The sequence below is a fragment of the Curtobacterium sp. SP.BCo genome (assembly GCF_051903265.1).
In the GTDB taxonomy this organism is placed as follows: domain Bacteria; phylum Actinomycetota; class Actinomycetes; order Actinomycetales; family Microbacteriaceae; genus Curtobacterium.
This window is the reverse complement of the sequence record NZ_CP194337.1, coordinates 1350986-1375857: the sequence shown is the minus strand read 5'-3', so window position 1 is coordinate 1375857 and position 24872 is coordinate 1350986. Positions and strand designations below refer to the sequence as shown.

23 protein-coding genes are annotated in these 24872 nt (G+C 72.7%); 9 read left to right on the top strand and 14 right to left on the bottom strand.

The features are described 5' to 3' along the window. The first annotated feature begins 112 nt into the window (after nt 1-112). On the top strand, nt 113-370 hold the full coding sequence (locus ACRQ4B_RS06670) for an SHOCT domain-containing protein (RefSeq protein WP_439693906.1): 258 nt from the start codon (nt 113-115) through the stop codon (nt 368-370). Here the strand turns inward: ACRQ4B_RS06670 and ACRQ4B_RS06665 are convergent. Continuing rightward, on the bottom strand, nt 357-896 hold the full coding sequence (locus tag ACRQ4B_RS06665; protein WP_439693905.1) for a gluconokinase: 540 nt from the start codon (nt 894-896) through the stop codon (nt 357-359). The genes ACRQ4B_RS06670 and ACRQ4B_RS06665 overlap by 14 nt on opposite strands. Before the next feature lie 113 nt (nt 897-1009). On the opposite strand from ACRQ4B_RS06665, the gene gndA reads away from it, so the two are divergent. Then, the gene (gene gndA, locus ACRQ4B_RS06660; RefSeq protein WP_439693904.1) at nt 1010-2467 is read left to right on the top strand and encodes an NADP-dependent phosphogluconate dehydrogenase; all 1458 of its coding nucleotides are present in this window, start codon (nt 1010-1012) and stop codon (nt 2465-2467) included. Between the two features lie 180 nt (nt 2468-2647). Here gndA and ACRQ4B_RS06655 read toward each other — a convergent pair whose 3' ends face one another. Next, nucleotides 2648-3337, bottom strand: coding sequence for a hypothetical protein (locus tag ACRQ4B_RS06655; protein ID WP_439693903.1), 690 nt, complete (start codon nt 3335-3337; stop codon nt 2648-2650). A 124-nt stretch (nt 3338-3461) separates the two neighbouring features. Here ACRQ4B_RS06655 and ACRQ4B_RS06650 point away from each other — a divergent pair, with 124 nt between their 5' ends. Beyond that, nucleotides 3462-5081, top strand: coding sequence for a molybdopterin-dependent oxidoreductase (locus ACRQ4B_RS06650; RefSeq protein ID WP_439693902.1), 1620 nt, complete (start codon nt 3462-3464; stop codon nt 5079-5081). A 107-nt stretch (nt 5082-5188) separates the two neighbouring features. On the opposite strand, the gene ACRQ4B_RS06645 is transcribed toward ACRQ4B_RS06650, so the two are convergent. The 10 genes from ACRQ4B_RS06645 to ACRQ4B_RS06600 all read right to left on the bottom strand — a co-directional run bounded on the left by ACRQ4B_RS06645 (nt 5189) and on the right by ACRQ4B_RS06600 (nt 16582). Then, nucleotides 5189-5974 (bottom strand): putative protein N(5)-glutamine methyltransferase, encoded by a 786-nt coding sequence (locus ACRQ4B_RS06645; RefSeq protein ID WP_439693901.1) that lies wholly within the window; start codon nt 5972-5974, stop codon nt 5189-5191. 77 nt (nt 5975-6051) lie between these two features. Then, nucleotides 6052-7029 carry a ribose-phosphate diphosphokinase gene (locus tag ACRQ4B_RS06640; protein ID WP_439693900.1) on the bottom strand — a complete coding sequence of 326 codons (978 nt, stop codon included), beginning with the start codon at nt 7027-7029 and terminating at the stop codon, nt 6052-6054. Nucleotides 7030-7090: 61 nt separating this feature from the next. Then, on the bottom strand, nt 7091-8518 hold the full coding sequence (gene glmU / locus ACRQ4B_RS06635) for a bifunctional UDP-N-acetylglucosamine diphosphorylase/glucosamine-1-phosphate N-acetyltransferase GlmU (protein ID WP_439693899.1): 1428 nt from the start codon (nt 8516-8518) through the stop codon (nt 7091-7093). Between the two features lie 112 nt (nt 8519-8630). Next, nucleotides 8631-10010, bottom strand: a complete 1380-nt coding sequence (locus ACRQ4B_RS06630) for an MFS transporter (protein ID WP_439693898.1) — start codon at nt 10008-10010, stop codon at nt 8631-8633. A gap of 187 nt (nt 10011-10197) precedes the next feature. Beyond that, complete coding sequence (locus tag ACRQ4B_RS06625) at nt 10198-11235, bottom strand: NAD(P)-dependent alcohol dehydrogenase (RefSeq protein ID WP_439693897.1); 1038 nt, start codon at nt 11233-11235, stop codon at nt 10198-10200. After that, on the bottom strand, nt 11232-12491 hold the full coding sequence (locus ACRQ4B_RS06620) for an ROK family transcriptional regulator (RefSeq protein ID WP_439693896.1): 1260 nt from the start codon (nt 12489-12491) through the stop codon (nt 11232-11234). The genes ACRQ4B_RS06625 and ACRQ4B_RS06620 overlap by 4 nt, the downstream gene beginning before the upstream one ends. A 38-nt stretch (nt 12492-12529) precedes the next feature. After that, complete coding sequence (locus ACRQ4B_RS06615; RefSeq protein ID WP_439693895.1) at nt 12530-13570, bottom strand: sugar phosphate isomerase/epimerase family protein; 1041 nt, start codon at nt 13568-13570, stop codon at nt 12530-12532. A 32-nt stretch (nt 13571-13602) separates the two neighbouring features. Then, the gene (locus ACRQ4B_RS06610) at nt 13603-14715 is read right to left on the bottom strand and encodes a Gfo/Idh/MocA family protein (RefSeq protein WP_439693894.1); all 1113 of its coding nucleotides are present in this window, start codon (nt 14713-14715) and stop codon (nt 13603-13605) included. Continuing rightward, nucleotides 14700-15404 carry a ThuA domain-containing protein gene (locus ACRQ4B_RS06605; protein ID WP_439693893.1) on the bottom strand — a complete coding sequence of 235 codons (705 nt, stop codon included), beginning with the start codon at nt 15402-15404 and terminating at the stop codon, nt 14700-14702. Before ACRQ4B_RS06605 ends, ACRQ4B_RS06610 begins: the two co-directional genes overlap by 16 nt. Continuing rightward, on the bottom strand, nt 15401-16582 hold the full coding sequence (locus tag ACRQ4B_RS06600) for a Gfo/Idh/MocA family protein (protein WP_439693892.1): 1182 nt from the start codon (nt 16580-16582) through the stop codon (nt 15401-15403). Before ACRQ4B_RS06600 ends, ACRQ4B_RS06605 begins: the two co-directional genes overlap by 4 nt. Nucleotides 16583-16679: 97 nt before the next feature. On the opposite strand from ACRQ4B_RS06600, the gene xylA reads away from it, so the two are divergent. The 4 genes from xylA to ACRQ4B_RS06580 all read left to right on the top strand — a co-directional run bounded on the left by xylA (nt 16680) and on the right by ACRQ4B_RS06580 (nt 20923). Next, nucleotides 16680-17873, top strand: coding sequence for a xylose isomerase (gene xylA, locus ACRQ4B_RS06595; RefSeq protein ID WP_439693891.1), 1194 nt, complete (start codon nt 16680-16682; stop codon nt 17871-17873). Then, on the top strand, nt 17873-19339 hold the full coding sequence (locus tag ACRQ4B_RS06590) for a xylulokinase (protein ID WP_439693890.1): 1467 nt from the start codon (nt 17873-17875) through the stop codon (nt 19337-19339). Before xylA ends, ACRQ4B_RS06590 begins: the two co-directional genes overlap by 1 nt. A gap of 30 nt (nt 19340-19369) precedes the next feature. Beyond that, a complete protein-coding gene (locus tag ACRQ4B_RS06585; RefSeq protein ID WP_439693889.1) occupies nt 19370-20356 on the top strand; it encodes an acetylxylan esterase in 987 nt (328 codons plus the stop codon). Nucleotides 20357-20467: 111 nt separating this feature from the next. Beyond that, complete coding sequence (locus ACRQ4B_RS06580) at nt 20468-20923, top strand: hypothetical protein (RefSeq protein ID WP_439693888.1); 456 nt, start codon at nt 20468-20470, stop codon at nt 20921-20923. Nucleotides 20924-20939: 16 nt separating this feature from the next. Here ACRQ4B_RS06580 and ACRQ4B_RS06575 read toward each other — a convergent pair whose 3' ends face one another. Then, nucleotides 20940-21452, bottom strand: coding sequence for a mycothiol transferase (locus tag ACRQ4B_RS06575; protein WP_439693887.1), 513 nt, complete (start codon nt 21450-21452; stop codon nt 20940-20942). A 121-nt stretch (nt 21453-21573) separates the two neighbouring features. Here ACRQ4B_RS06575 and ACRQ4B_RS06570 point away from each other — a divergent pair, with 121 nt between their 5' ends. Both ACRQ4B_RS06570 and ACRQ4B_RS06565 read left to right on the top strand, forming a co-directional pair. Continuing rightward, nucleotides 21574-22017 (top strand): LysM peptidoglycan-binding domain-containing protein, encoded by a 444-nt coding sequence (locus tag ACRQ4B_RS06570; RefSeq protein WP_439693886.1) that lies wholly within the window; start codon nt 21574-21576, stop codon nt 22015-22017. Between the two features lie 88 nt (nt 22018-22105). Further along, a complete protein-coding gene (locus tag ACRQ4B_RS06565; protein ID WP_439693885.1) occupies nt 22106-23167 on the top strand; it encodes a sodium:calcium antiporter in 1062 nt (353 codons plus the stop codon). Nucleotides 23168-23264: 97 nt separating this feature from the next. Here the strand turns inward: ACRQ4B_RS06565 and ACRQ4B_RS06560 are convergent, their stop codons facing one another. After that, complete coding sequence (locus ACRQ4B_RS06560) at nt 23265-24773, bottom strand: LCP family protein (RefSeq protein WP_439693884.1); 1509 nt, start codon at nt 24771-24773, stop codon at nt 23265-23267. Nucleotides 24774-24872 lie beyond the last annotated feature (99 nt).

Genomic DNA, 24872 nt, shown 5'->3' with positions numbered 1-24872 from the left:
GACCGCGGGAGCAGGCGGAAGTGGGGCTCCGCGACGGACGCGGGGCGCGCCTCCAGGCCGGACGCTGGAAGGGTCGCGACAGCGGCACCGAAACCGACCTCAGGAGATCCCCGTGCTCACCACCACCATGCTCACCACCACCGCGCTGGCCACCGCCCCGTACTGGCACGGCGGCGGGTTCCCGTTCTTCGTCTTCCCCGCGTTCTTCTTCTTCGCGTTCCTCGTCGTCTTCCTGGTGTTCGGGGTGCTCCGACGCGGGAGCTGGCGTGCCCGGTCCGACGCCCGGTCCGTCCTGGCCGACCGGTTCGCCCGGGGCGACATCGACGCCGACGAGTACCGCGCGCGGCTGTCGGAGCTCAGCCGGAAGTGACCGCCAGCGCAGCGGTGATCGCCGTCACCGTGTCGTCGACGGACCCGTCGATCGCCACGGCGACGGCGGCCTCGTCCGGCTGCGGACGCTCCAACGTCGCGAACTGCGAGTCGAGCAGCGACGTCGGCATGTACTCGTGGTGCCGGTGGGACTGCCGCTCGGCGATGAGGTCGTGGGACCCGTCGAGGAAGGCGATCACCAGGCCCGGAGCCGCGGCGCGGAGCCGGTCGCGGTAGACGCGCTTGAGCGCCGAGTTCGCCATCACGCAGCGGTGACCCGACGCCTCGACCTCGGCGATCCGCGCGGCGCAGGCGTCGAGCCACGGCCACCGGTCCTCGTCGGTGAGCGGGATGCCCTGCCGCATCTTCTCCTTGTTCGCGGACGGGTGCAGGTCGTCGGCGTCGACGAACACACTCGGCTGCCCGGTCGCCGCCAGGGCATCGGCCAAGGCGCGCCCGATCGTCGACTTGCCGGAGCCGGAGACCCCCATCACGAGCACGGGCGGGAGGACGTCGCTCTCGGTCATCCCTCCACAGTATTGGTCCGGGTGAACACTCATCCCCAGTTGACGTAACACCCATGCGGTCCCGAGGCGGGGACCGTAGGTTGGTGGCGGACGTCAGGACAAAGGAGACCTTCGTGGCAGACAACAACGGACAGGCGAACATCGGCGTGGTCGGTCTGGCGGTGATGGGGTCGAACCTCGCCCGCAACCTCGCCTCGCGCGAGGGCAACACGGTCGCGGTCTACAACCGCACCTACGCCCGGACCGAGGAGCTGCTGCAGGAGCACGGGGACGCCGGGTTCATCGCGTCAGAGTCGATCGACGACTTCGTGGCGTCCCTGTCGAAGCCCCGCACGGCGATCATCATGGTGCAGGCCGGCAAGGGCACTGATGCCGTGATCTCGCAGCTCGCCGAGCGTTTCGAGGAGGGCGACATCATCGTCGACGGCGGCAACGCCAACTTCCACGACACCATCCGCCGCGAGCACGACCTGCGCGAGCAGGGCCTCAACTTCGTCGGCACCGGCATCTCCGGCGGCGAAGAGGGTGCGCTCAAGGGCCCGTCGATCATGCCCGGTGGTTCGAAGGAGGCCTGGGAGACCCTCGGCCCGATCCTCAAGTCCATCGCGGCGGTGGCCGAGGGTGAACCCTGCGTCACGCACATCGGTACCGACGGTGCCGGCCACTTCGTGAAGATGGTGCACAACGGCATCGAGTACGCCGACATGCAGCTCATCGCGGAGTCGTACGACCTGCTCCGCCGCGTCGGCGGGCTCAGCGTCGAGGACCTCGTGCAGGTCTTCGACGAGTGGAACAAGGGCGACCTGGAGTCGTACCTGATCGAGATCACCGGCGAGGTCCTCAAGCAGACCGACGCCGACACCGGCAAGCCGCTCGTCGACGTCATCCGCGATGAAGCGGGGTCGAAGGGCACCGGTGTCTGGACGGTGCAGAACGCCGTGGGCCTCGGCATCCCCGTCTCGGGCATCGGCGAGGCGGTGTTCGCCCGCGCCGTGTCGTCCAAGCCGGTCCAGCGTGCCGCCGTCCAGCAGTCGGTGCGGGAGCGCCCGTCGATCGCCGACGTGCCCGACACCTTCGCCGACGACGTCCGCGCCGCGCTGTACGCGTCGAAGGTCGTCGCCTACGCGCAGGGCTTCGACCTCATCATCGCCGGGGCGAAGGAGTACGGCTGGGACATCAACCTCGGCAACATCGCGAAGATCTGGCGCGGCGGCTGCATCATCCGCGCCCAGTTCCTCAACCGCATCGTCGAGGCGTACGACAAGAACCCCGAGCTCGAGAGCCTGCTCGTCGACCCGTACTTCGCGAACGCCGTCGCCGAGGGTGAAGCGGCCTGGCGTCGCATCGTCGGGATCGCCGTCGCGTCCGCGATCCCCGCGCCCGGGTTCTCGTCGGCGCTGGCGTACTTCGACTCCCTGGCGTCCGACCGCCTGCCCGCCGCGCTCATCCAGGGGCAGCGTGACTTCTTCGGCGCGCACACCTACCAGCGCATCGACAAGGACGGCACCTTCCACACCCTGTGGTCCGACGACGACCGGCGTGAGGTCGAGCAGGAACCGTCCACCCACTAGACCGCGGCGACAACCGCACCTCGGGAAGGCCTCGCCGATCGGCGGGGCCTTCCGCCTTCCCACCCGTCGGTGGCGGCCGGCGGCCGGCGGCCGGCGGCCGACGGCCGACGGCCGACGGCCGGCGGCCGACGTCCCGCGTCACGCGTCACGCGTCACGCGTCACGCGTCACGCGTCACGCGTCACGCGACGATGCGCTCCCGGGCCAGGTCGGCCACGAGTCGCTCGAGCCGCGGACCGCGACCGAGCATCCGACGCGAACCCGGAGCCGCCCGGACGAAGAACGTCGCCACCGCGGTGCTGTCGTCGGGACGCACGTAGTGCAGGGCGATCGCCCAGGAGCGGCCGTCGCCGTGCGCGTCCTCGAGCCCGACGTGCACCATGCGGCTCCACCGGATCACGAGCAGCCGCGTCGCACGACGGTCCTCGAGTTCCCACAGCGACGCCTCGGTCGCGCCGAACGCCCAGGTCACCCGGTGCCCCAACGACACCTCGGGACGGATGCTCTCGACCGAGGTCCGGAGCTCGGCCGTGGGCGCCGCGGGCACCAGCCACACGGTCGGGTCGATGCGACGGATCGCGAGTGCCAGTGCCTCGTCCTCCCGACGGCGTCGGATCCCCTGCGCGCGGACGATCGCCACCGCGATGACCACGATCCCGAGGGTGATCGCGACGACCTCGGCGATGCCGAAGTACGTCAGGTCGGCGTCGGGGGTCGTGGCGACGACGATGATCCGGGCGGTGAGCAGTGCAGCCCACACGCCGACGATCACCCAGCGGAGGACCATCAGTCGCCGTGTCGGCGACATCGGGTGGCGCTCCCGACGGCGGGCGCGTCCGAAGCGCGGGACACGGTCGGGACGCCTCAGCACCCTCCGATCCTCGCACGCCCGCTGCGTCCTCCGCTGGGACGGGACGGTGAACGGGGCCGATCGCCCGGCGGCGGCTGCACGGGTTGTCAGCCCACGCGCGGCACCCGCGACCTACGCTCGGACCGTGACCGAACACTCCGACCGCGCGGCGGCGACCGCCACGGTGCCCCCGCCCGGCGCGGCGCCCGCGTCCGTCCGCCGCCCGCGGCTGCTCGCGGCTGCCGTGGGCCTCGTCGCGGCGGCGGCCTTCTTCGCGGCGGCGGAACTCGGTGCGCTCCTCCTCGGGGGTGCCGGCAGCCCGCTCGTCGCGGTCGGCTCGGCCGTCATCGACCTCGCCCCCGGTGGCGCCAAGGACCTCATGGTCGCGCTCTTCGGCACCGGCGACAAGGTCGCCCTGTTCGTCCTGATGGCGGTGCTCGTCGCCGTGATCAGTGCCGGCGCGGGGATCCTCGAGCGGGTCCGTCCGCCGTTCGGCGCACTCGTCTTCGCGGCCGGCGGTGTGCTGTCGTTGCTGGCCGTGAGCACCCGGTCCGGCAGCGGCACCTGGGACGGTGCGCCGTCGGTGCTGGGTGTCGCGGCGGCGATCATCGTGCTCCGCGTGCTCGCGCGGCGACTCCGTCGGTGGGAGGCAGCCGCGGCCGTGCCGTCCGCCGCCCCGCGACCCGCGTCGGCCGAGCGCCGCGCGTTCCTGGTCTGGGGTGTCACCGCGGCGACGCTCGCGGTCGTGGTGGGCACCGCCTCCAGGCTGGGCACCTCGGCCATGCAGGCAGCGGCCGCCGCGCGTCGGGCGATCCGTCTGCCCGCCCCGGCGACGGCGGCGCCCGCCGTCCCGGCCGGAGCGTCCCTCGACGTCGCAGGGATCACCCCGTACGTGACGCCGAACGCCGACTTCTACCGGATCGACACGGCCCTGCGGGTGCCGTCGGTCGACACCGCCGACTGGCGACTCCGGATCCACGGCGCCGTCGACCACGAGGTCGAGCTGACCTGGGACGAGCTGCTCGCCCTGCCCCTCGAGGAGCACCTCGCCACCCTGAGCTGCGTGTCGAACGAGGTGGGCGGGAACCTCATCGGCAACGCGCTGTGGCTCGGCTACCCGATCCGGCACCTGCTGGAACGCGCCGGACCGCACACCGGCGCCGACATGGTGCTCTCCCGCAGCGTCGACGGCTTCACCGCAGGGACGCCGCTCGACGTGCTGCAGGACGACGGGACCGCGGCGCTGCTGGCGGTCGGGATGAACGGCGAACCGCTCCCGCCCGAGCACGGCTTCCCGGTCCGGATGGTGGTCCCGGGGCTCTTCGGGTACGTCTCCGCGACGAAGTGGGTCACCGAGCTCGAGGTCACCCGGTTCGCCGACGCCCAGGGGTACTGGACGCCGCGCGGTTGGTCGGAGCGCGGCCCCGTCAAGCTCGAGTCGCGCATCGACACGCCCCGCGACGGCTCCACCGTTGACGCCGGGTCGACCGTCGCCGTCGCCGGCGTCGCGTGGCAGCCGCACACCGGCGTGAAGGCCGTGCAGGTCCGGGTCGGTGGCGGGGCGTGGCAGGACGCCACCCTGGCCGATTCCGTGTCCGCCGACACCTGGCGGCAGTGGGTCTACCGGTGGACGCCGTCGAAGGGGTCGCACCGCATCGAGGTCCGCGCGGTGAGCGCCGACGGCGAGGTGCAGACGAGCGTCGAGCGGCCGCCGGCACCGAACGGCGCCTCGGGATGGCACAGCGTCGAGGTGCGCGCGGCCTGACCGCCACGCGCGGTCGCGGGCCCGGAGGCGCGGCTCGGGCCCCTCGGACACGGTCGCGTCGCCGGGACACCACGGCGACGGCCACGGCCACGGCCACGGCGGTCGTCTCAGGTGGTGCGGGTCGCCACGACGCACGTGCCGTCGACGTCCTCGTCGGACTCGATCGACGGGCTGAACCCGGCAGCCGCGAAGGCAGCGGCCGACGCTCGGGCCTGCGCGTCGGAGACCTCGATGAGGACGACCCCGCCGGGCCGGAGCCACTCCCCTGCCCCGGCAGCGATCCGGCGGTGCAGGTCGAGGCCGTCGGCACCGCCGTCGAGGGCGACCCGGTGCTCGTGGTCGCGTGCCTCGGACGGCATCGTGGCGATCGACGCCGTCGGGACGTACGGTGCGTTCACGGCGATGACGTCGACCGCTCCGCGGAACCGGTCGGGCAGCGGCGCGAACAGGTCCCCGAGGACCACGATCCCCCGGTCGCCGATGTTCTCCGCCGCCACGTCCACCGCGTCGGGGTCGACGTCCGCCGCCACCAGGTCGAGCGCGCCGACCCGGCCGAGCAGCGCGACCGAGATCGCCCCCGCCCCGCAGCACAGGTCGACGACGCGGTCGTACCGCTGCAGGCGACGAGCAGCCTGCTCCACCACGACGGTCGTCCGGGCCCGGGGCACGAACACGCCGGGCGTCACGCGGACGCGGTGTCCGTCGAACGCCGCCCACCCGAGGACGTACTCGAGCGGCTCTCCGCCGAGGCGTCGCTGCACGACGGCACGGAGTCGAGCGGGGTCGCCGTCGCCGGCCTCGAGCAGGAGGTCGGCCTCGTCCTCGGCGAAGACGCTGCCCGCGGCCCGGAGCCGGGCCGCGAGCGCAGCGTGGGCGGGACGGCCTGGAGGCACGGGTTCAGTCCGTCACGGACGGTGCGTCGTCGAGACGGCCAGCACCATCGGCAGTGGCCGCCGCGTCGATGTCTCGGCTACGCCGCGCCATCGAACATCGACGTGACCGACCCGTCGTCGAAGACCTCGTGGATGGCGCGGGCGATGAGCGGCGCGATCGGCAGGACCTCGAGCCGGTCCCAGCGCTTCTCCTCCGGCAGCGGCAGCGTGTCGGTGACGACGACCCGGTCGATGAACTCGCTCTGCAGCAGCTCGGTCGCCGGGTCGGAGAACACCGCGTGCGTGGCGGCGACGACGACACCCGTGGCACCGGCGGCCTTGAGCGCCTCCGCTGCCTTCGCGATGGTGCGGCCGGTGTCGATGAGGTCGTCGACGAGCAGGCACACCCGGCCGGAGACGTCACCGACGATCTCGTGCACGGACACCTGGTTCGGCACGAGCGGGTCGCGACGCTTGTGGATGATCGCGAGCGGCGCACCGAGCTTCTCGGACCAGATGTCGGCGACGCGCACACGGCCCATGTCCGGCGAGACCACCGTCAGCGTCGACGGGTCGAGGATCTCCTGGAAGCGCTGCAGCAGCACCGGCATCGCGAACAGGTGGTCGACCGGGCCGTCGAAGAAGCCCTGGATCTGTGCGGCGTGCAGGTCGACGCTCATGATGCGGTGCGCGCCCGCGGCCTTGAAGAGGTCGGCGACGAGACGGGCCGAGATCGGCTCACGCCCGCGGCCCTTCTTGTCCTGCCGGGCGTAGGGGTAGAAGGGCGCGACGACGGTGATGCGCTTCGCCGAGGCACGCTTCAGCGCGTCGACCATGATGAGCTGCTCCATGAGCCACTCGTTGATCGGTGCGGTGTGCGACTGGATGACGAACGCGTCGCAGCCACGGACCGACTCGTCGAAGCGGGCGTAGAGCTCGCCGTTCGCGAAGGTGCGGGCATCGGTCGGGACGAGCTCGACACCGAGTTCCTCGGCGATCTCGGCCGAGAGCGCCGGGTGTGCTCGCCCTGAGACGAGGACGAGTCGTTTCTGGCCGGTCGTTTTGATTCCGGACAAGTGCGGTGCTCACTCCCTGACCCGCGCGGGGTCGATGTCGACGACGGGTGGTCGCCGTGTTCTATTCGCCGTTCGCGCGCCGAGCAGCCTCGGCCGCCGGCGTGCCGGGTCGGTGTTCCTCGACCCATCCGTCGGTGTTGCGCTGTGGGGCGTAGCTGATGGCCAGCGAACCGGCCGGTACGTCCTTGCGGACGGTCGTACCCGCGCCGGTGTACGCCCCGTCACCAATCCTAACCGGGGCGACGAACACGTTGTGCGAGCCTGTACGGACGTTCGAGCCCACCTCGGTCCGGTGCTTGTGCACGCCGTCGTAGTTCGCCGTGATGGTGTTCGCGCCGATGTTCGAGTCCTCGCCCACCTCGGCGTCCCCGATGTACGACAGGTGCGGCACCTTGCTGCCGCGGCCGATCGTCGCGTTCTTCGTCTCGACGAAGGTGCCGATCTTGCCCTGGTCGCCCAGGATCGTGCCCGGGCGCAGGTACGCGAACGGCCCGACCGAGGCACCGTCACCGATGACGGCCAGGGTCGCGTCGACACGGTTCACGACCGCACCGGCGCCGACCTCGGTGTCCCGGAGGGTGGTGTCCGGCCCGACCACCGCGCCGGCGGCGATCGCGGTCGCGCCGACGAGCTGCGTGCCCGGCAGGATCTCGGCGTCCGGTTCGATCGACACGTCGAGGTCGATCCACGTCGTGGCCGGGTCCTGCACGGTCACACCGGCGAGCTGGTGTCGACGGACGATGCGCGCGTTGAGCACCCGCGCCGCGTCGGCGAGCTGGGCACGGTCGTTGATGCCGGCGACGAGCCACGGGTCGGTGAGGGTGACCACGTCGATGCGGCCGCCCCGCTCGCCGATCAGGGCCGGCGCGTCGGTGATGTACTTCTCGCCCTGCGCGTTCGCGGTGGTCAGCGACGGCAGGACCGCACGGAGGTGGGTGACGTCGAACGCGTAGATGCCGGCGTTCGCCTCGGTGATGGTCAGCTGCTCGGCCGTCGCGTCCTTGTGCTCGACCACCCCGACGAACGCCCCGTCGGCGCCGCGGACGATGCGGCCGAGGCCGGTGGGGTCCGGCGCGACGGCACTGACGAAGGTGGCGCCGTTGCGGCCGCCGACGTGGGCGTCCACGAGAGACCGGAGCGACGCCGCGTCGAGCAGCGGCACGTCACCCGACAGCACGACGACGGCACCGTCGAAGTCCGCGGGCAGCGCCTGGACGGCGACCTCGACCGCGCGCCCGGTGCCGGGGACGTCGTCCTGGTCGACGACGATGGCGTCCGGCGCACGCTCGACGACCTCGGCCGCGACGCGGTCCCGCTCGTGCCGCACCACGACGGCGACGTGCGCGGGCTCGAGCGACGAGGCGGTCCGGAGCACGTGGGCGATGAGCGGGAGGCCTGCGAGGCGGTGCAGCACCTTCGGCGTGGAGGACTTCATGCGCGTGCCCTGCCCGGCGGCGAGGACGACGACGGCGATCCGCTGGTCGGTCATGCTCCCATCCTGGCGTACGCCGCCTGCGGAGGCCGACCGAGCCACGGCCCTGTGCGCAACCGTGCGCGGAACCGCACCTGTGGAGGGGAAGCGGGTCGGGCCTCCCGTCCGGTCAGGCCCGCGCGACCGGCTCCCGCCGCACGAACGCCATGAGCACCAGCCCCGCGACGAGCACCACCACCACGCCGAGGATCCCGAACCGCGTCGACCCGCCGATCGTCACCGCGATCCCGAACAGCGCCGGCGCCAGGAACGACGCCGCCCGCCCGGTGGTGGCGTAGAGGCCGAAGAGCTCGCCCTCGCGCCCGGGCGTCGCGAGCCGTGCCAGGTACGCCCGCGAGGACGCCTGCACCGGCCCGACGAACACCGCCAGCGTGAGCCCGAGCACCCAGAACCCGGCTGTGACCGACCCCACTGCGAACACCCCGATCCCGCACACCGCGAGCCCGACGAGCGACACCGTGATGATCGCCCGGGACCCGAAGCGGTCGTCGAGCCGGCCGGACAGGAAGGTCGCGATGCCCGCGACGACGTTCGCGGCGATGGCGAACAGGATGACCTGCGAGGGGCTGAACCCGAAGACCTGCGCGGCGACGATCCCGCCGAAGGTGAACACCGCACCGACGCCGTCGCGGAACACCGCGCTCGCGAGCAGGAACGCCAGCACGTTCCGGCGTTCGCGCCAGAGCCGGGCGACGTCCCGCCCGAGGTCCCGGTACGCGCCGAGCACGCCGCCGCCCGCCTTCGCAGGGTCCGGAGCGGCCTCGGGCACGGTGACGAACAACGGGATCGAGCTCACGGCGAGCCAGACCGCCGCGATGCCGATCGCGACGCGGACGTCCCACTGCCCGGACGCCACCGTCGCCGGCAGCTGCAGCAGCCCGGCAACGTCACCGCCGCCGAAGTCCTGGATGCAGAGCACCAGGAGCACGACGAGCAGGACGATGCCGCCGAAGTACCCGGCGGCCCAGCCGATCGCCGACACCCGACCGGTCTGCTCCCCCGAGGCGACCTGACCGAGCATCGCGTTGTAGCCGACGCTCGCGATCTCGTAGGCGACGGTCCCGATGCCGAGCAGCGCCGCACCGAGCACGAGGTACGGCTGGCTCGGCGCGACGAACACCATGCCGCCGATCGACAGGGCGATGCCGATCGTCGCGATCAGGACCGAGCGCCGCCGGTGCCCGGAGGAGTCGGCGAGCCGGCCGATCGCCGGGGCGACCAGCGCGACCACGATGCCCGCGATCGTGAGCGCCGTGGAGACGACGGCCGCGTTGTGCGCGAGCTCGCGTTCGACGACCGCCTTCCCGGCGGCCGAGGTGTCGGCGACGAGCGCCGGGTCGACGAACGCCCGGCTCGCCAGGTAGGTGCTGAAGACGAAGGTGGTGACGACGGCGTTGAAGGCTGCGGAACCCCAGTCCCACAGGGCCCAGGACGCGAGCGCGCGGCGGTCGGTGCGCTGCGGCACTGCAGCCGCGGGTGAAGCCGTCATGCGCGAACCGTAGCGCGTCCGGGTGTCGGGCCGGTGGCCCCGTTCCGGGTCACGCGGCGAACGGGAGGCTCGGGGCGGACCCGTCCCGCGCCTCCCGTCCGTCTCCTGGTCACGTTGCCGACCCGCCCTCGCAGGCTCGGCCGCGCGCCGCGCGCCGCGCGCCCCGCGCGACGTTCGGCGTCGCCGCTCAGCGCGGCGCGCCACCCGGGTAGACGACCGACTTCAGGGAGTCGGGGTCGGTGTCGCTCTCGAGCGCCTCGCGCACGTCGTCGAGCCCGAAGCGCCCGGTGACGAGCGAGTCGAGGTCCACCTGCCCCGACGCGACCAGCTCGATCGCGACCGGCCACGTGCCGGTGTACCGGAAGATCCCGGTCACCGTGACCTCGAGGTTCTGGATGTGCTCGACCGGCAGCGTCATCTCGGAGTTGCCGAGCCCGACGAGCACCGCCGCGCCCGCCGGTCCGACCGCCCTGATGCCGTCGGAGACCGCACGGGGCGCGCCGCTGGCGTCGATGAACGCGTCGAACGGCGCAAGGTCGGCGGCGACCGACACCACGGTCGGGTCGACGGTCTCGGTGGCGCCGAAGGACAGCGCGCGCTCGCGGCGCTCCGGGACGAGGTCGCTGATCACGATGCGGGACGCGCCGAACGCGCGCGCCGCCTGCGCGCAGATGATGCCGATCGGACCGGCACCCGCGATGAGCACGCTCGACCCGGGGACGATCCCGGCCTTGCGGACGGCGGCGATCCCGACGGACAGCGGTTCCAGGAGCGCTCCGGCCTCGAACGACACCGAGTCGGGCAGCGTGTGCGCGAACGCGGACTCGATCGTGACGAACTCGGCGAACGCACCGTCGACCGGCGGCGTCGCGTAGAAGCGCATGTGCGGGCACAGGTTGTACCGTCCGGCGAGGCACTGCGCACAGCGGTGACAGGGTCGCTGGGGCTCGATCGCCACCCGCTCGCCCACGCGGGACGGGTCGACGCCGTCGCCGACCGCGGTGATCGTGCCGGACAGCTCGTGGCCGAGGACCAGGGGCTCCTCGACGACGAAGTCCCCGATGCGGCCGTGCCGGTAGTAGTGCACGTCGGAGCCGCACACCCCCACGGCGGCGACGCGGACGAGCACGTCGCCGGGGTCGACGTCCGGGACGGGACGGTCCTCGACGGTGAGGTCCTGCGTGCCGAGCAGCACGCTGACCCGCTGGCGCTGGATGGAGGTCATGGGGTTCTCGATTCGGTGGTGGGTGCGGTGGGAGCGGCAGGGGGGAGCATCGCGGGGACGGCGGCGGCGATCCGCGCGGGGTCGCGCAGCAGGTCCCGGAAGGCGATCTCGGCGGCCCCGTGCACGAGGACGTCACGGCCGAGCGCCGCCGGCACGACACGGATCCGGTCGGCCATGCCCGTCATGGACTGTGCCCGGACGTCGTCCACGATGCGTTCGCCGACGTGGTCGAGCAGGACGCCGAGGAACCCGCCGAGCACGACGACCTCGGGGTTCACGGTGTGGATCGCGTTCCGGAGGGCGGTGGCGAGCGCGCTGACCTGCCGGTCCACGACGCGCTCGACCTCGGGCCGACGCTCGGCGAGCGCCGTCGCCAGCGCCTCGAGGTCGTCGGGTGCGGTCCCCGTGGCGGTCGTCAGGGTCTCGCGCGACGCCTCGGTCTCGAGGCACCCGACCGCTCCGCAGTGACAGCGGATCCCGTTGGCCGCGACGAAGGTGTGCCCGAGTTCGCCGGCGTACCCGTCGGCGCCGCTGAGCGGACGTCCGCCGGTGATCACGCCCCCACCGATGCCGCTCGCGCCGCCGTTGAGGTACACGAGGTCGTCGACGCCCCGACCGCTGCCGCCGAGCCGCTCCGCCCACGCGCCGAGGTTCGCGTCGTTGGCGGCGCGCACCGGCAGTCCGGTCCGGGCTGCGAGCGGTCCGGCGAGCGGTTCGTCGTGCCATCCGAGGTGCGGGGCGTACTGCACGGTGCCGTCCTCGACCCGGACGGTCCCCGGCACGGCCACGCCGATGCCGACGAGTCGGAGCGGGTGGGAGCGACCGTGCGGTCCCCCGTCGTGGTCGCGCACACGGTCGACCAGGCCGGCGACGATCTCGACCGCCTCGGGTGCGGTCGGCGGGCGGTCCTGCGCCTCGACCAGGCGTGCACGCACCGTGCCGTCGAGGCCCACCAGCGCGACGGACACGGCGTCGATCTCGACCGTGACGGCGGCGGACACGACGTCGGCGGCCGCACGCACGACCGGGCTCGGCCGGCCGACTCCGGCACCGGGCGAACCGGCGGTGGGGCGTTCCTCATGCAGGAGTCCGAGGTCGACGAGCTCGCCGACGAGTGCGAGCGTGGTCGAGCGGTTCAGCCCGGTCCGCCGGGTGATGTCGGCGCGTGTGATCGGCCCGGCCTCGTGCACGAGCCGGAGGACGCGCGCGGCGTTGCCCGGTGCGCCGCCGGCGGGTGGTGCGGGATGGCTCGTCATCGGTTCCTCGGGGTGGTGTGGTGGCGGCAGCGCGGTGCCTACCGCGACCGGGAGAACGCAGCGTCGAAGGCGGCCTCCGGCGGCGCGATCGTCCCGAGCCTCCGCACGAACGCCAACGCCTCCGGCCCACCGACGAGCCGGTCCATGCCCGCGTCCTCCCACTCGACGCTGGTGGGGCCCGTGTACCCGATGTGGTTCAGCACGCGGAACACCCGTTCCCACGGCACGTCCCCGTGTCCGGCGGTGACGAAGTCCCAGCCCCGGCGGGGGTCGCCCCACGGCAGGTGCGACGACAGCCGGCCGTTGCGTCCGTCGAGCTGCTTGACCGACTCCTTGCAGTGCACGTGGTAGATCCGGTCGGCGAAGTCGAGCAGGAACGCAGCGGGGTCGAGGTCCTGCCAGACGAAGTGCGACGGGTCGAAGTTGAACCCGAACGACGGCCGGTCGGCGAACACGTCGAGGGCGCGACGCGCCGTCCAGTAGTCGTAGGCGATCTCGGACGGGTGCACCTCGAGCGCGAACCGCACCCCGACCTCCTCGAACACGTCGAGGATCGGCGCCCATCGGTCGTGGAAGTCCTGGTACCCGGCGTCGATCATCGATGCCGGCACGGGCGGGAACCCGGCGACGGTCTTCCAGATCGACGAGCCGGAGAAGCCGGTCACGGTGGACACGCCGAGTGCCGCAGCAGCCCGTGCGGTCCACTGCAGTTCCTCGGCGGCGCGCTGCCGGACACCCTCGGGGTCGCCGTCGCCCCACACGTGCGGCGCGAGGATGTCCTCGTGCCGCTGGTCGATCGGGTCGTCGCACACCGCCTGTCCGGTCAGGTGGTTCGCGATGGTCCAGACCTGGAGCCCGTTCCGTTCGAGGATCGCCTTCCGGTCGGCCACGTAGTCGGGGTCCGTCGCGGCACGGCGGACGTCGAGGTGGTCGCCCCAGCAGGCGATCTCCAGCCCGTCGTAGCCCCACTCCCCCGCGAGGCGTGCGACCTCCTCGAACGGCAGGTCGGCCCACTGGCCGGTGAAGAGGGTGACCGGCCGTGCCGTCGGCTGCCGGGAGGCCCGGGTCGTGTCCGTCATGCTGCTTCCTTCCTCCTGTGGCCGGTGCCCGGTCACCACGTGTCGGGTCGTGCGTCGAGCGGGACCGTCGCCGGCCGTCCCGGCCGGGACCGGACGTCGACGACGACGTGCTCGCGGGACGCGGTGGCGACCGCCTCCATGACCTCGAGCACGTGGTACGCCAGTTCCCCGGACGCCCGGTGGGAGCGGTCGGTGGCGATCGCGTGCGCCATGTCGGCGAGGCCGTAGCCGCGTCCGGCGTCGGCGTACCCGGCGCTCGTCGGCAGCTCGCGCCACTCGCGCGTCGCGGCGTCGGCGATCGACACCGTGTCGGAGAACCGGTTCGGGTCGGGGACGCCGAGCGTGCCGGCGGTGCCGTACACCTCGAAGAGCGGTGCCCGCGTCGCCCAGACCTCGAAGGACACCGTCACCGTGGAGACGACCCCGTCCGCGTGTTCGAGGACGGCCACGACGTGCGTGTCGACGTCCACCCGCAGCGACGTCCCGGCGGCCGGTCCGGTCGCGATGCTGCGCTCGCGGTCCGAGCGGGTCGAGGCGCCGCTGACCCGGACCACCGGGCCGAAGAACTGCACGAGGCTCGTCAGGTAGTACGGGCCCATGTCGAGGAGCGGTCCCCCGCCGGGCTGGTAGTAGAACGCCGGTGCCGGGTGCCAGAGCTCGTGTCCGGGCGCGGACCACGACACCGCGGCGCCCACCGGCGTGCCGACGAGGCCGTCGTCGAGCGCCGCGCGGGCGGTCTGGACGCCGGTGCCGAGCACGGTGTCCGGAGCGCTGCCGACGCGGAGGCCGGAGCGGCGGGCGAGGTCGAGCACGGGCTGCGCCTCGGCGGTCGACATCGCGAGGGGCTTCTCCCCGTACACGTGCTTGCCGGCCTCGAGCGCCCGGGTGGCGATGTCGGCGTGCGCGGCCGGGATCGTCAGGTTGAGCACGACGTCGACGTCGTCCGCGGCGAGCAGGTCGTCGACCGAGGAACCCCGGACACCCTGGGCCTCGCCGACCGACTGCGCACGGGCGACGTCGATGTCCGCCACCGCGGTGAGGTCGAGCCCGTCCAGCGCCGGGAAGTGCTCGAAGTACTGCTGGCTGATGACGCCGACCCCGACGACACCGACCCGCAGTGGTCGTCCGTTCACCGTGCTGCCCACAGGAGTCCCCGTTCGATGATCGTGCGGAGCGGCTGCGACTCGACGACCTCGAGCCGGTGCCCGGGCGCCGAGACGAACACGCGCCCCTCGCCCCACTGCCGCGTCCAGATGGCCGGTGCGGTGACCGGACGGTTCCAGGCGTCGAAGTCGCGGGCCTCCTGCGTGGTGGTCGCGAGGACGTCGTTGTACTCGTCGGAGAGCACCCAGTACTGCTCGGTGACGAGGTCGAAGTCCTCGATGCCCTGCGTGATCGGGTGCTCAAGCCCGGCCTCGGTGATGTGCACGGTGTACGGGATGTAGTTGTCGCTCTGCTCGCCCGAGCGTTCCGCCGGCGGCTTCGCGGCGTGGTGGGCGAACTGGCCGCCGACCATGTGCAGGTAGTCGGCGGTGTTCCGGAAGGCGTCGGCGATCCCGCCGTGCCACCCGGCGAGCCCGGCCCCGCCGAGCACGGCTCGCTGCAGTCCGGCGAACTCGTCGTCGGCGATGGTCGACATCGTGACGACCTGCACGATGAGGTCGACGTCCGCCATGACCGACTCGTCGGCGTACACGGCGGTCGAGTCGGACACGTGGACGTCGAACCCGTTGTCCCGCAGGAACGGGACGAACAGGTCCGTGGTCTCGACGGGCTGGTGGCCGTCCCACCCGCCGCGGACGACGAGTGCCCGGCGCTGCCCGACCCCGGTCACGAGGTCACCGTCCAGCTGCTGCCGTCGGCGGCGCTGCGTTCGACGGCGTCGAGCACCCGCTGCACGTGCATGCCGTCCGCGAAGGACGGCGACGGGTCGGTGCCGGCGACGATCGCCTCGACGAAGTCCTTCACCTGGTGGCTGAAGGTGTGCTCGTAGCCGATGAGGTGTCCGGTCGGCCACCACGCCGCCATGTAGGGGTGCTCGGGTTCGGTGACGAGGATCCGCCGGAACCCCTGCTCGCCGGCCGGTGCCGACGACTCGTACAGTCGGAGCTCGTTCATCGACTCGAGGTCGAACTGGATCGCCCCGGTGGAGCCGCTGACCTCGAGCGTCAGGCCGTTCTTCCGCCCGCTCGCGTAGCGGGTCGCCTCGAACGTGCCGATCGCACCGTCGGCAGCACCGCCGCCGAGCCGAGCGGTGAAGAACGCCGCGTCGTCGACCGTGACCTGGCCGCGCTCGCTCGACGCCGTGCCGGAGAGTCCGACGCCCTCGGCCATCAGCGGCCGCTCGGTGACGAAGGTCTCGAGCAGGCCGGAGACGGACGTCAGCGACGCACCGGTGACGTGCTCGACGAGGTCGATGGCGTGCGCCCCGATGTCACCGAGCGCACCCGATCCCGCCAGCGTCTTGTCCAACCGCCAGGTCATCGGGCCGTCCTCGTCGGCGAGCCAGTCCTGCAGGTAGAGCGCCCGGACCTGCCGGACCCGACCGATCCGGCCGTCCTGCACGAGCTGGCGGGCGAACGCGATCGCGGGCACGCGGCGGTAGCTGAAGCCGACCATCGCGCGGACCCCGCGTGTCCGGGCGGACGCGGCCGCGGCGGCCATCGCCTCTGCCTCGGCCACGGTGTTCGCGAGGGGCTTCTCGCAGAGGACGTGCTTGCCGGCCTCGAGCGCGGCGATCGCGATCTCGACGTGCGACGAACCGGGCGAGACGACGTCGACGACGTCGATGTCCGGGTCCGCGACGACGGCGCGCCAGTCGGTGGACGCCGCCTGCCAGCCGTACTTCGCCCGTGCGGCCTCGGTCCGTCCCGGGTCCCGCCCGACGACCACCGCCATCTCCGGTTCGACCCCGAGGTCGAAGAACCTCGGGGCGGTCCGCCAGGCCTGCGAGTGGGCGGCTCCCATGAAGCCGTGCCCGATCATCGCGACCCGCAGTCGATCCTGTGCCATCCGCTCGCTCCTTTGCGATCACGTCCTTGCCACAGCCAACACTACCGCTTATGTTGGGCGCGGCAACATTTTGTTTCGACGACGAACGGTGACCACCATGGCAACGACGCCCACCCGTGCAGACAAGTTCTCCTTCGGTCTCTGGACCATCGGCTACAACGGCTCCGACCCGTTCGGCGGCCCCACCCGACCGGCCCTCGACGTGGTCGAGGCGGTCGAGAAGCTCGACGAGCTCGGGGCCTACGGCCTGACCTTCCACGACGACGACCTCTTTGCCTTCGGCTCCACCGACGCCGAGCGGCAGACGCAGATCGACCGCCTCAAGGGCGCCCTCGACTCGACCGGGATCATCGTGCCGATGGTCACGACGAACCTGTTCTCGGCCCCGGTCTTCAAGGACGGCGGCTTCACCTCGAACGACCGCCAGGTGCGCCGCTTCGCGCTCCGCAAGGTCCTCCGCAACATCGACCTGGCCGCCGAGCTCGGCGCGAAGACCTTCGTCATGTGGGGCGGCCGCGAGGGATCCGAGTACGACTCAGCCAAGGACGTGCAGGCCGCGCTCGAGCGCTACCGCGAGGCCGTCAACCTCCTCGCCCAGTACGTCACCGACAAGGGCTACGACATCCGCTTCGCCATCGAGCCGAAGCCGAACGAGCCCCGCGGCGACATCCTCCTGCCGACCCTCGGCCACGCGATCGCCTTCACCGAGACGCTCGAGCGCCCGGAGCTCTTCGGCATCAACCCGGAGGTCGGGCACGAGCAGATGGCGGGCCTGAACTTCACGGCCGGCATCGCGCAGGCGCTCTACCAGGGCAAGCTCTTCCACATCGACCTCAACGGGCAGCGCGGCATCAAGTACGACCAGGACCTGGTCTTCGGCCACGGCGACCTGCAGAACGCGTTCTCGCTCGTCGACCTGCTCGAGCACGGTGCTCCGCAGGGCGGCCCGGCCTACGACGGCCCGCGCCACTTCGACTACAAGCCGAGCCGCACCGAGGACATCTCGGGCGTCTGGGACTCGGCGCAGGCGAACATGCGCATGTACCTCCTCCTCAAGGAGCGCGCGCAGGCGTTCCGCGCCGACCCCGAGGTGCAGGCCGCGCTCGAGGCCTCGAAGGTCGGGGAGCTCAGCACGCCGACGCTGAACGACGGCGAGTCCTACGACGCCTTCCTCGCCGACCGCTCCGCGTACGAGGACTTCGACGCCGACGCGTACTTCGGCGGCAAGGGCTTCGGGTTCGTGAAGCTGCAGCAGCTCGCCATCGAGCACCTCATGGGCGCGCGCTCCTGATGGCCCTGGTGGCGGGGGTCGACTCGTCGACCCAGTCCTGCAAGGTCACGATCCGCGACGCCGACACCGGTGCGGTCGTCCGGGAGGGTCGTGCGACCCACCCGGACGGCACGTCCGTCGACCCCCGCCACTGGTGGGACGCGCTCGGCACCGCGATCGCTGACGCCGGCGGGTTCGCCGACGTCGGCGCCGTCGCGATCGCCGGACAGCAGCACGGCATGGTCGCGCTGGACGCGGACGGTCGCGTGGTCCGCGACGCGCTGCTCTGGAACGACGTGCGCAGTGCGGACGCGGCCGCGCGGATGGTCGAGGAACTCGGCCGGGAGGCATGGGTCGCCCGGACGGGTCTGGTGCCGGTCGCGTCGTTCACCGGCACGAAGCTGCGCTGGCTCCGGCAGGCGGAGCCGGAGCACGCGGCGCGCGTCGCCGCGGTCGCACTCCCCCACGACTGGCTGTCGTGGCGGCTGCGCGGGTACGGACCGGCGGACGAGAGCCCGCTCGGCCCCGATCTCGACGCGCTCGCGACGGACGCCTCGGACGCCAGCGGCACCGCGTACTGGGACCCGGTCCGGCGGGAGTACGACGGCGAACTGTTCGCGCTCGCGCTCGGACGTCCGTTGCGGGTGGCCGGCTCGGAGTCGGCCCCCGACGCGGTCGTGGTACCGCGCGTCGTCCTGCACGACGAGGCGATGGGCACCCTGCAGGTCGACGTCCCGCTGCCGAACGGTGCGTCCGGTCCGACCGGACTCGTCGTCGGCCCAGGGCTCGGGGACAACGCCGGGGCAGCGCTCGGCCTCGGGCTCGGCCCGGGCGACATCGCGGTGTCCCTGGGCACCAGCGGCACCGTCTTCGGGGTCACCGACGCCGAGGTGCGCGACCCGAGCGGCACGGTGGCGGGCTTCGCCGACGGCGGCGGGTCGCGCCTCCCGATCGTCACCACGCTCAACGCGGCCCGCGTGCTCGAGGTGATCGGCGGCCTGCTCGGCGTGGACCACGACGAGCTCGGCGCCCTGGCGCTGCAGGCGCCGGCCGGGGCCGACGGCCTCGTGCTGGTGCCGTACTTCGTCGGCGAGCGCACGCCGAACCGACCGGACGCGACCGCATCGCTGCTCGGCATGACGCCCGCGACGACGGATCGGGCGCACCTGGCCCGGGCCGCCGTCGAGGGGATGCTCTGCGCACTCGCGGACGGGCTCGCCGCGGTCGAGGGCACCGGCGTCACCGTGGAACGGCTGTTCCTCATCGGTGGTGCCGCGCGCAACGACGCCGTGCGCACGGTCGCTGCGCAGGTGTTCGGCCGGGACGTCCTGGTGCCGGAGCCGGGCGAGTACGTCGCCGCCGGCGCCGCGAAGCAGGCGGCGTGGGTGCTCACCGGATCGCTGCCGTCGTGGGACACCGCGACCGTCACCGTGCCGGCGGATCCGCACGCCGAGGTGCTCGAGCAGTACCGTGAAGCCGCGCGCTGACGCGATCCCGAACGCACCGGAGGACCCCGCATGCCCTTGACCGACCTACCGCTCGCCGCCCTGGAGACCTACCGGCCCGACGTCCGTCGCCCTGACGACTTCGACCGGTTCTGGGCGGACACGATCACGTCGTCCCGGGCCGCCGGCGCCGACGTCGAGCCCGTGCTCACCCCGGCGGACACGCCCGTCACCGGACTCGCCATCGACGACCTGGTGTTCCCGGGCTACGCCGGGGACCCGGTCCGCGCGTGGGTCGCCCGTCCGGTCGGCGGCTCGGAGCCCCTGCCCGTCGTGGTCGAGTTCCTCGGCTACAACGGCGGGCGGGGGCTGCCCGGCGAGCGGGTCTCCTGGGCCCTCGCCGGCTACGTGCACGTCGTCATGGACACCCGCGGTCAGGGCAGCGGCTGGGGCACCGGCGGCGACACCCCGGACCCGCACGGCTCCGGTCCGCACATCGGTGGGTGGATGACCAGCGGGATCACGTCCCCCGCCGACCACTACTACCGGCGCGTGTACACCGACGCCGTCCGGCTGGTCGACGCCGTCCGCACCCTGCCCGGCGTGGACGCCTCCCGCATCGCCCTCACCGGTGGCAGCCAGGGCGGCGGGATCACCATCGCCGCGGCGGCCCTCGTCGAGGCGCACGTCGGCGCGGTCACGGCGGTGCTCCCCGACGTCGCGTTCCTGAGCGACTGGCGGAACGGCACCGACGTGGCGGTCGGCGGCCCGTACCTCGAACTGGCGCAGTACCTGTCCGTGCACCGGGACGCGGCCGACACGGTCTGGGAGACCGCGGCCTACTTCGACGGGGTGCACTTCGCCGCAGGGATCACCGCGCCCGCGCTGTTCTCCGTCGCTCTGATGGACGACGTCGTGCCGCCGCGGACGACCTTCGCGGCGTACAACGCCCTGGGCTCGGCGGAGAAGGAGATCACCGTCTACCCGTACAACGGACACGAGGGCGGTGGCTTCCGGCACTGGGAGCGCCAGGTCGCCTTCCTCCGCGCGCGGGGCTGAGAACCGGCGGGCCGCGGATCGCCGGGGATCGCCGGCGATCCTGAGCGTCCTCGCACCGCGAGACGGTCCGGTTCCGGGCGAGCACGGCAGCACCGCCGCCACGATCGACCCGTGCGTCGTGCCCGTCGTCCCCGTCCCGCCGTCGTCGTGCTCGGCGCACTCGTCGTGCTGCTCGCCGCGGGCATCGTCGTGGTGAACGTCCCGGGGCGGTCCGGCCCCGCCGCGCCGCTCCCCCGCGCCGATGCCCCGTCGGCGACCGTCGCCCGGGCGTTCCTCGACGCCGCGGTCCGCCGGGACTGCGGGTCGATGCGCGCGCTGTCCACGCCGGACGACACCGCGTGGTGCCCGGCGAGCCTCTGGACGCAGTGGACCGGCGAGGGCGACCCGACCATGCACTCCTGGACCACACTGCAGTCCGTGTCGGACCGGACGGATCCGGAGCAGTGCTACCAGTACGGACTCGACCAGGACGGGCTCACGGGGATGGCGTCCGGAGCGAACACGTGGGGCCTGTGCCTCCGTCGCGAGGTCGGCGGCTGGCGGGTCACGAGCGAGGGCGTCGGCTGACGCTGGGGCGTGGCCGTCAGGGCTTCGGCGACGGGGTCCTGAACTCCGTGAGCACGAGTCGCTGCCGACCGTCCACGAGCTCCCGCCCCACGTCGAGGTGCCCGGCGTGGGCGGCGGTCTCGGTGATGACGTGCAACGTCGTCGCCAGCAGGTCCCGCTCCGGGGCCCACGGGTAGGTCGCGAGCGCTGCGGCGGACGGGAACGCGTCGAGCGGTGTCGCCGCCAGGACCTCGTCACTCCGTGCCGCCGCCTGCTCGTACTCGGCGACGACCTGCTCGGCCGACGGCCACCGCTCCGGGCGCCAGACCTCGTCGTCTGTGGGCAGGGCGAGCACTTGCCCCAGGACGACCCCCTCGAACCAGAACCGTTCCACGTCGAAGGTCAGGTGTCGGACGAGACCGAGCGGACTCCACCCGGACGGCACCCAGGGCCGCACGAGCGTGTCGTCGTCGAGTCCCTCCAGTGCCGCGAGGACCTGCCGCCGCTGTCCGCGGAGGGTGGCGAGGAGCGAGTCGGTGGTGTCGGTCATGCCTCATCGTCACCGTGCGGGCGCGTCGGCCGCAAGGAGCGGGGCCGTGCGCGGTGGACCCGACCGGTAGCCTGACGGCGCACCGCCCTGGTCCGGGCGGTCCGGGGAACGGGGGACGTCCATGCTGCGCATCATCACCACAGGGGCTGTCTCGGCCGCGCTCATCCTCGCAGCGACCGGCTGCACCGCCGGCGGCGACGACACGCTGCCGGTCCCGTCCCGACCGGCCGTCTCGGCGACCGTCGACTCCGTCGCGCCCGACACGACAGCGACTCCGATCGCGGTCGCCACCGCACCGGCCGTCGACCACGGCCCCGCCCCCGCCGCGACCGGGGAGGCGGATGGTGGAGACGGCTCCTACCGCTACGTCGTCGCACCGGGCGACGGCATCGCCGGGATCGCCGGCCGGTTCGGGCTCTGCATCGCCGACCTGTACCGGCTGAACCCCGGGACGCAGGGGCACGAGATCATGGTGGGGCAGACCCTCGTCGTCGAACGGACCGACGGCCCGGGCCATGCGATGGACGAGTGCGAGGACCAGAACGTGGCGGGCGTCGACGGCTGACCGATCGAGCGAGCGCGCACCACGCGGCCACCTGAGAGGGCATCGAGGTCGTGCGCCCGCCCGGGCGCCGCCGAGTTCCATGAGCGGAATGGACTCCTTGCCGCTCTGGCTCCTCGTGGTGGTCTTCGTCGCGGGCGCCGCCGTGATCTGGGTCGCCGGCATCCAGCTCTCGAAGACGACCGACGTGCTCGACGACCGCCTGCACCTCGGCAGCGCCCTCGGCGGCCTCATCGTGCTGGCCGTCGCGACGAACCTGCCCGAGATCGCGATCACGGTGAGCGCCGCCGCGTCGGGCTCCATCGAGGTCGCCGCGGGCAACATCCTCGGCGGGATCGCCCTGCAGACCGTCGTCATCGTGATCCTCGACGCGTTCGGCCGACGCGGGAAGGGAGTCAAGCCGATCACCTACCGGGCGGCGTCACTCGGCCTGGTGCTCGAGGCGGTCGTCGTCGTCGCCGTGCTCGCGGTCGTCATCGCCGGCAGCCAGCTGCCACCGGGACTCATCGCGCTCCGCCTGACACCGGACGTCGTGCTCATCGCCGCGATCTGGGTCATCGGTCTCTTCCTCGTGCAGCGTGCCGGGAAGGGCCTCCCCTGGCACGAGTCCGGTGCCGCGCCGGACACCACGGTGCCGAAGCCCCGCGGACACCGGACCCGCAAGCCGGTGGCCAGGATGAGCACGGGGCGGGCGGCGGTCGTCTTCTCGGTGTCCGCCCTCGCGACGCTCGTCGCGGGTGTCGTGCTCGAACGTGCGGGTGACGCGGCCTCGTCGCAGATCGGGCTGTCCGGCGTGCTGTTCGGCGCGACGGTGCTGGCCCTGGCGACGAGCCTGCCGGAGATCTCGACGGGCCTGCAGGCGGTCAAGCAGGGTGACGACGACCTGGCCGTGAGCGACATCTTCGGCGGGAACGCCTTCCTGCCGGTGCTGTTCCTCGTCGCGACGCTCATCTCGGGCAAGGCCGTGCTCCCCCAGGCGAATGCCAGCGACGTCTACCTGACCGCGCTCGCGGCGCTCCTGACGCTCGTGTACGCGGTGGGGCTGGTGTTCCGGCCGAGCAGGCGCATCGCCGGCATGGGGATCGACTCGCTCGTCGTCGTGCTGCTGTACCTGGCCGGGGTCGGCGGGCTCGTCGCCATCGCGCTGGCGTAGCGCGGACCCGTCGGCCGCCGGCGCTGAGCGGTCCGGTCAGCGCGGAGCGGAGCGGCCCTGATCGGCCCCGTCGGCGCGGAGCGTTCCGAGCCGGAGGTCAGTTGATGCAGGTCCCCTGGTCGCCGAAGGCGCTGCCGACCGCAGAGGGCTTCGGGGTGGATCCGGAGCTCGCCTTCGCCTTCGCGGGTGCGGTCGACGGTGCCTGCGCGTCGTGCGACGCCGAGGTCCCGGCAGCAGCGCCGGTGCCGGTGCCCTGCACCGTGTGCCCGTCGGTCCCGAGCACGAGGGTCACCCCCGTGGCCGTCGTCGACCGGACCGCCGTCGCACCCGGGACGACCTCCGCGACCGCCTTCGCCTGTGCCTCCATGCCCGCCGGGTACTCGACGACGGTCGAGGTCGTCGTGGTGGTGTCGGAGGGCGCACCGACCGTGAAGCCCTTCGCGGTGAGCGCCGCCGACGCCGCGGTCGCGCCGTTCGTGACCGAGCCGCCGTTCTGCACACTGACGTGGACGCTCGCCGGTGCCGCGGCCTTCGCCGCGGTGTACGCGGCCGGCGGGCCGACGATGCTCTGGATGAAGGCCGGCATCGCGGCGAAGTCGACGGCGACCGTGGAGTAGCCGTCGATCGTCGGCGTCCCGGTCGTCGGGATGGTGGTGGACCGGATGTTCGAGAGGTCGATCCCGCGGAACGTGTTCACCAGGCTCGGGATGCTCAGACCGTCGTCGATCTGCACGGCGTCGCCGACTCCGTGCAGCAACGCGGAGACCTTCACCGGGTTCAGGAGGGTCCCGGCGGAGAGCACCTGCTTCGCCTCCTGCGAGAGGAAGTACTGCTGGCGCACCTCGCGGTCGAGGTCGCCGCGCGGCAGGCCCTCGCGCTGCCGGACGAAGGACAGCGCCTGCGACGGGTTCAGCTCCGACTTGCCGGCGGGCAGGTCGATGTTGGAGTCCGGGTCGTGCACGGCGTGGTTGAGGCACACGTCGACCGGGCCGAGCGCCTTGACGAGCTGGTAGAACCCGAGGAGCGACACCCGGACGAAGTGGTCGATGGACAGCCCGCTCATGTTCTCCATGGTCTGGATGAGCAGCCGCATCCCGCCGGCATCGCCGCCGCCGTTCGCCGCCCCGTCGGAGTAGGCACTGTTGAGCTTGAACGTGCCGTGCCCGGGGATCGGCACCCAGGAGTCCCGCGGGAACGAGATCATCGTGGCGCTGCCGCCACCGGCCGGGATGTGCAGGACGATCATCGTGTCGGTGTTCGTCGCACCGTCGTCGAGCTGGGTGCCGAGCTCCGCGAGCTCCTGCGGCGTGGCGTCCGCCGGGCGGTGGTCATCGCCCACGAGCAGGATGTTCTCCGCGGCGCCGTCGGCATCCGGTGAGGCCGATCCGGACGGGTGCGGCAGCGCGAGGTGCACCTTCGTGACGCTGTCGTCGAGCTGCGCGTAGGACCAGGCCGCGTAGCCACCGGTGAGCACGAGCGCCATCGCCAGCACCCCGCCGATCACCGGGAGGACGGTCCGCCCCGCCCGTCGCTGTCGACCGTGCCGGACAGCGGACCGGCCTCCTTCGGCGATGGGAGCCCCCGCTGCGTCGTCGTCGTTCGGCATTGCGTCACCCTAGCCGGAACCGACCGGACCCTTCGGAAGCCGGCCAGCATTGCGCTGCGACGATGCTCAGCCTCCCAACGGGTCGAGCACCCCGGCCGG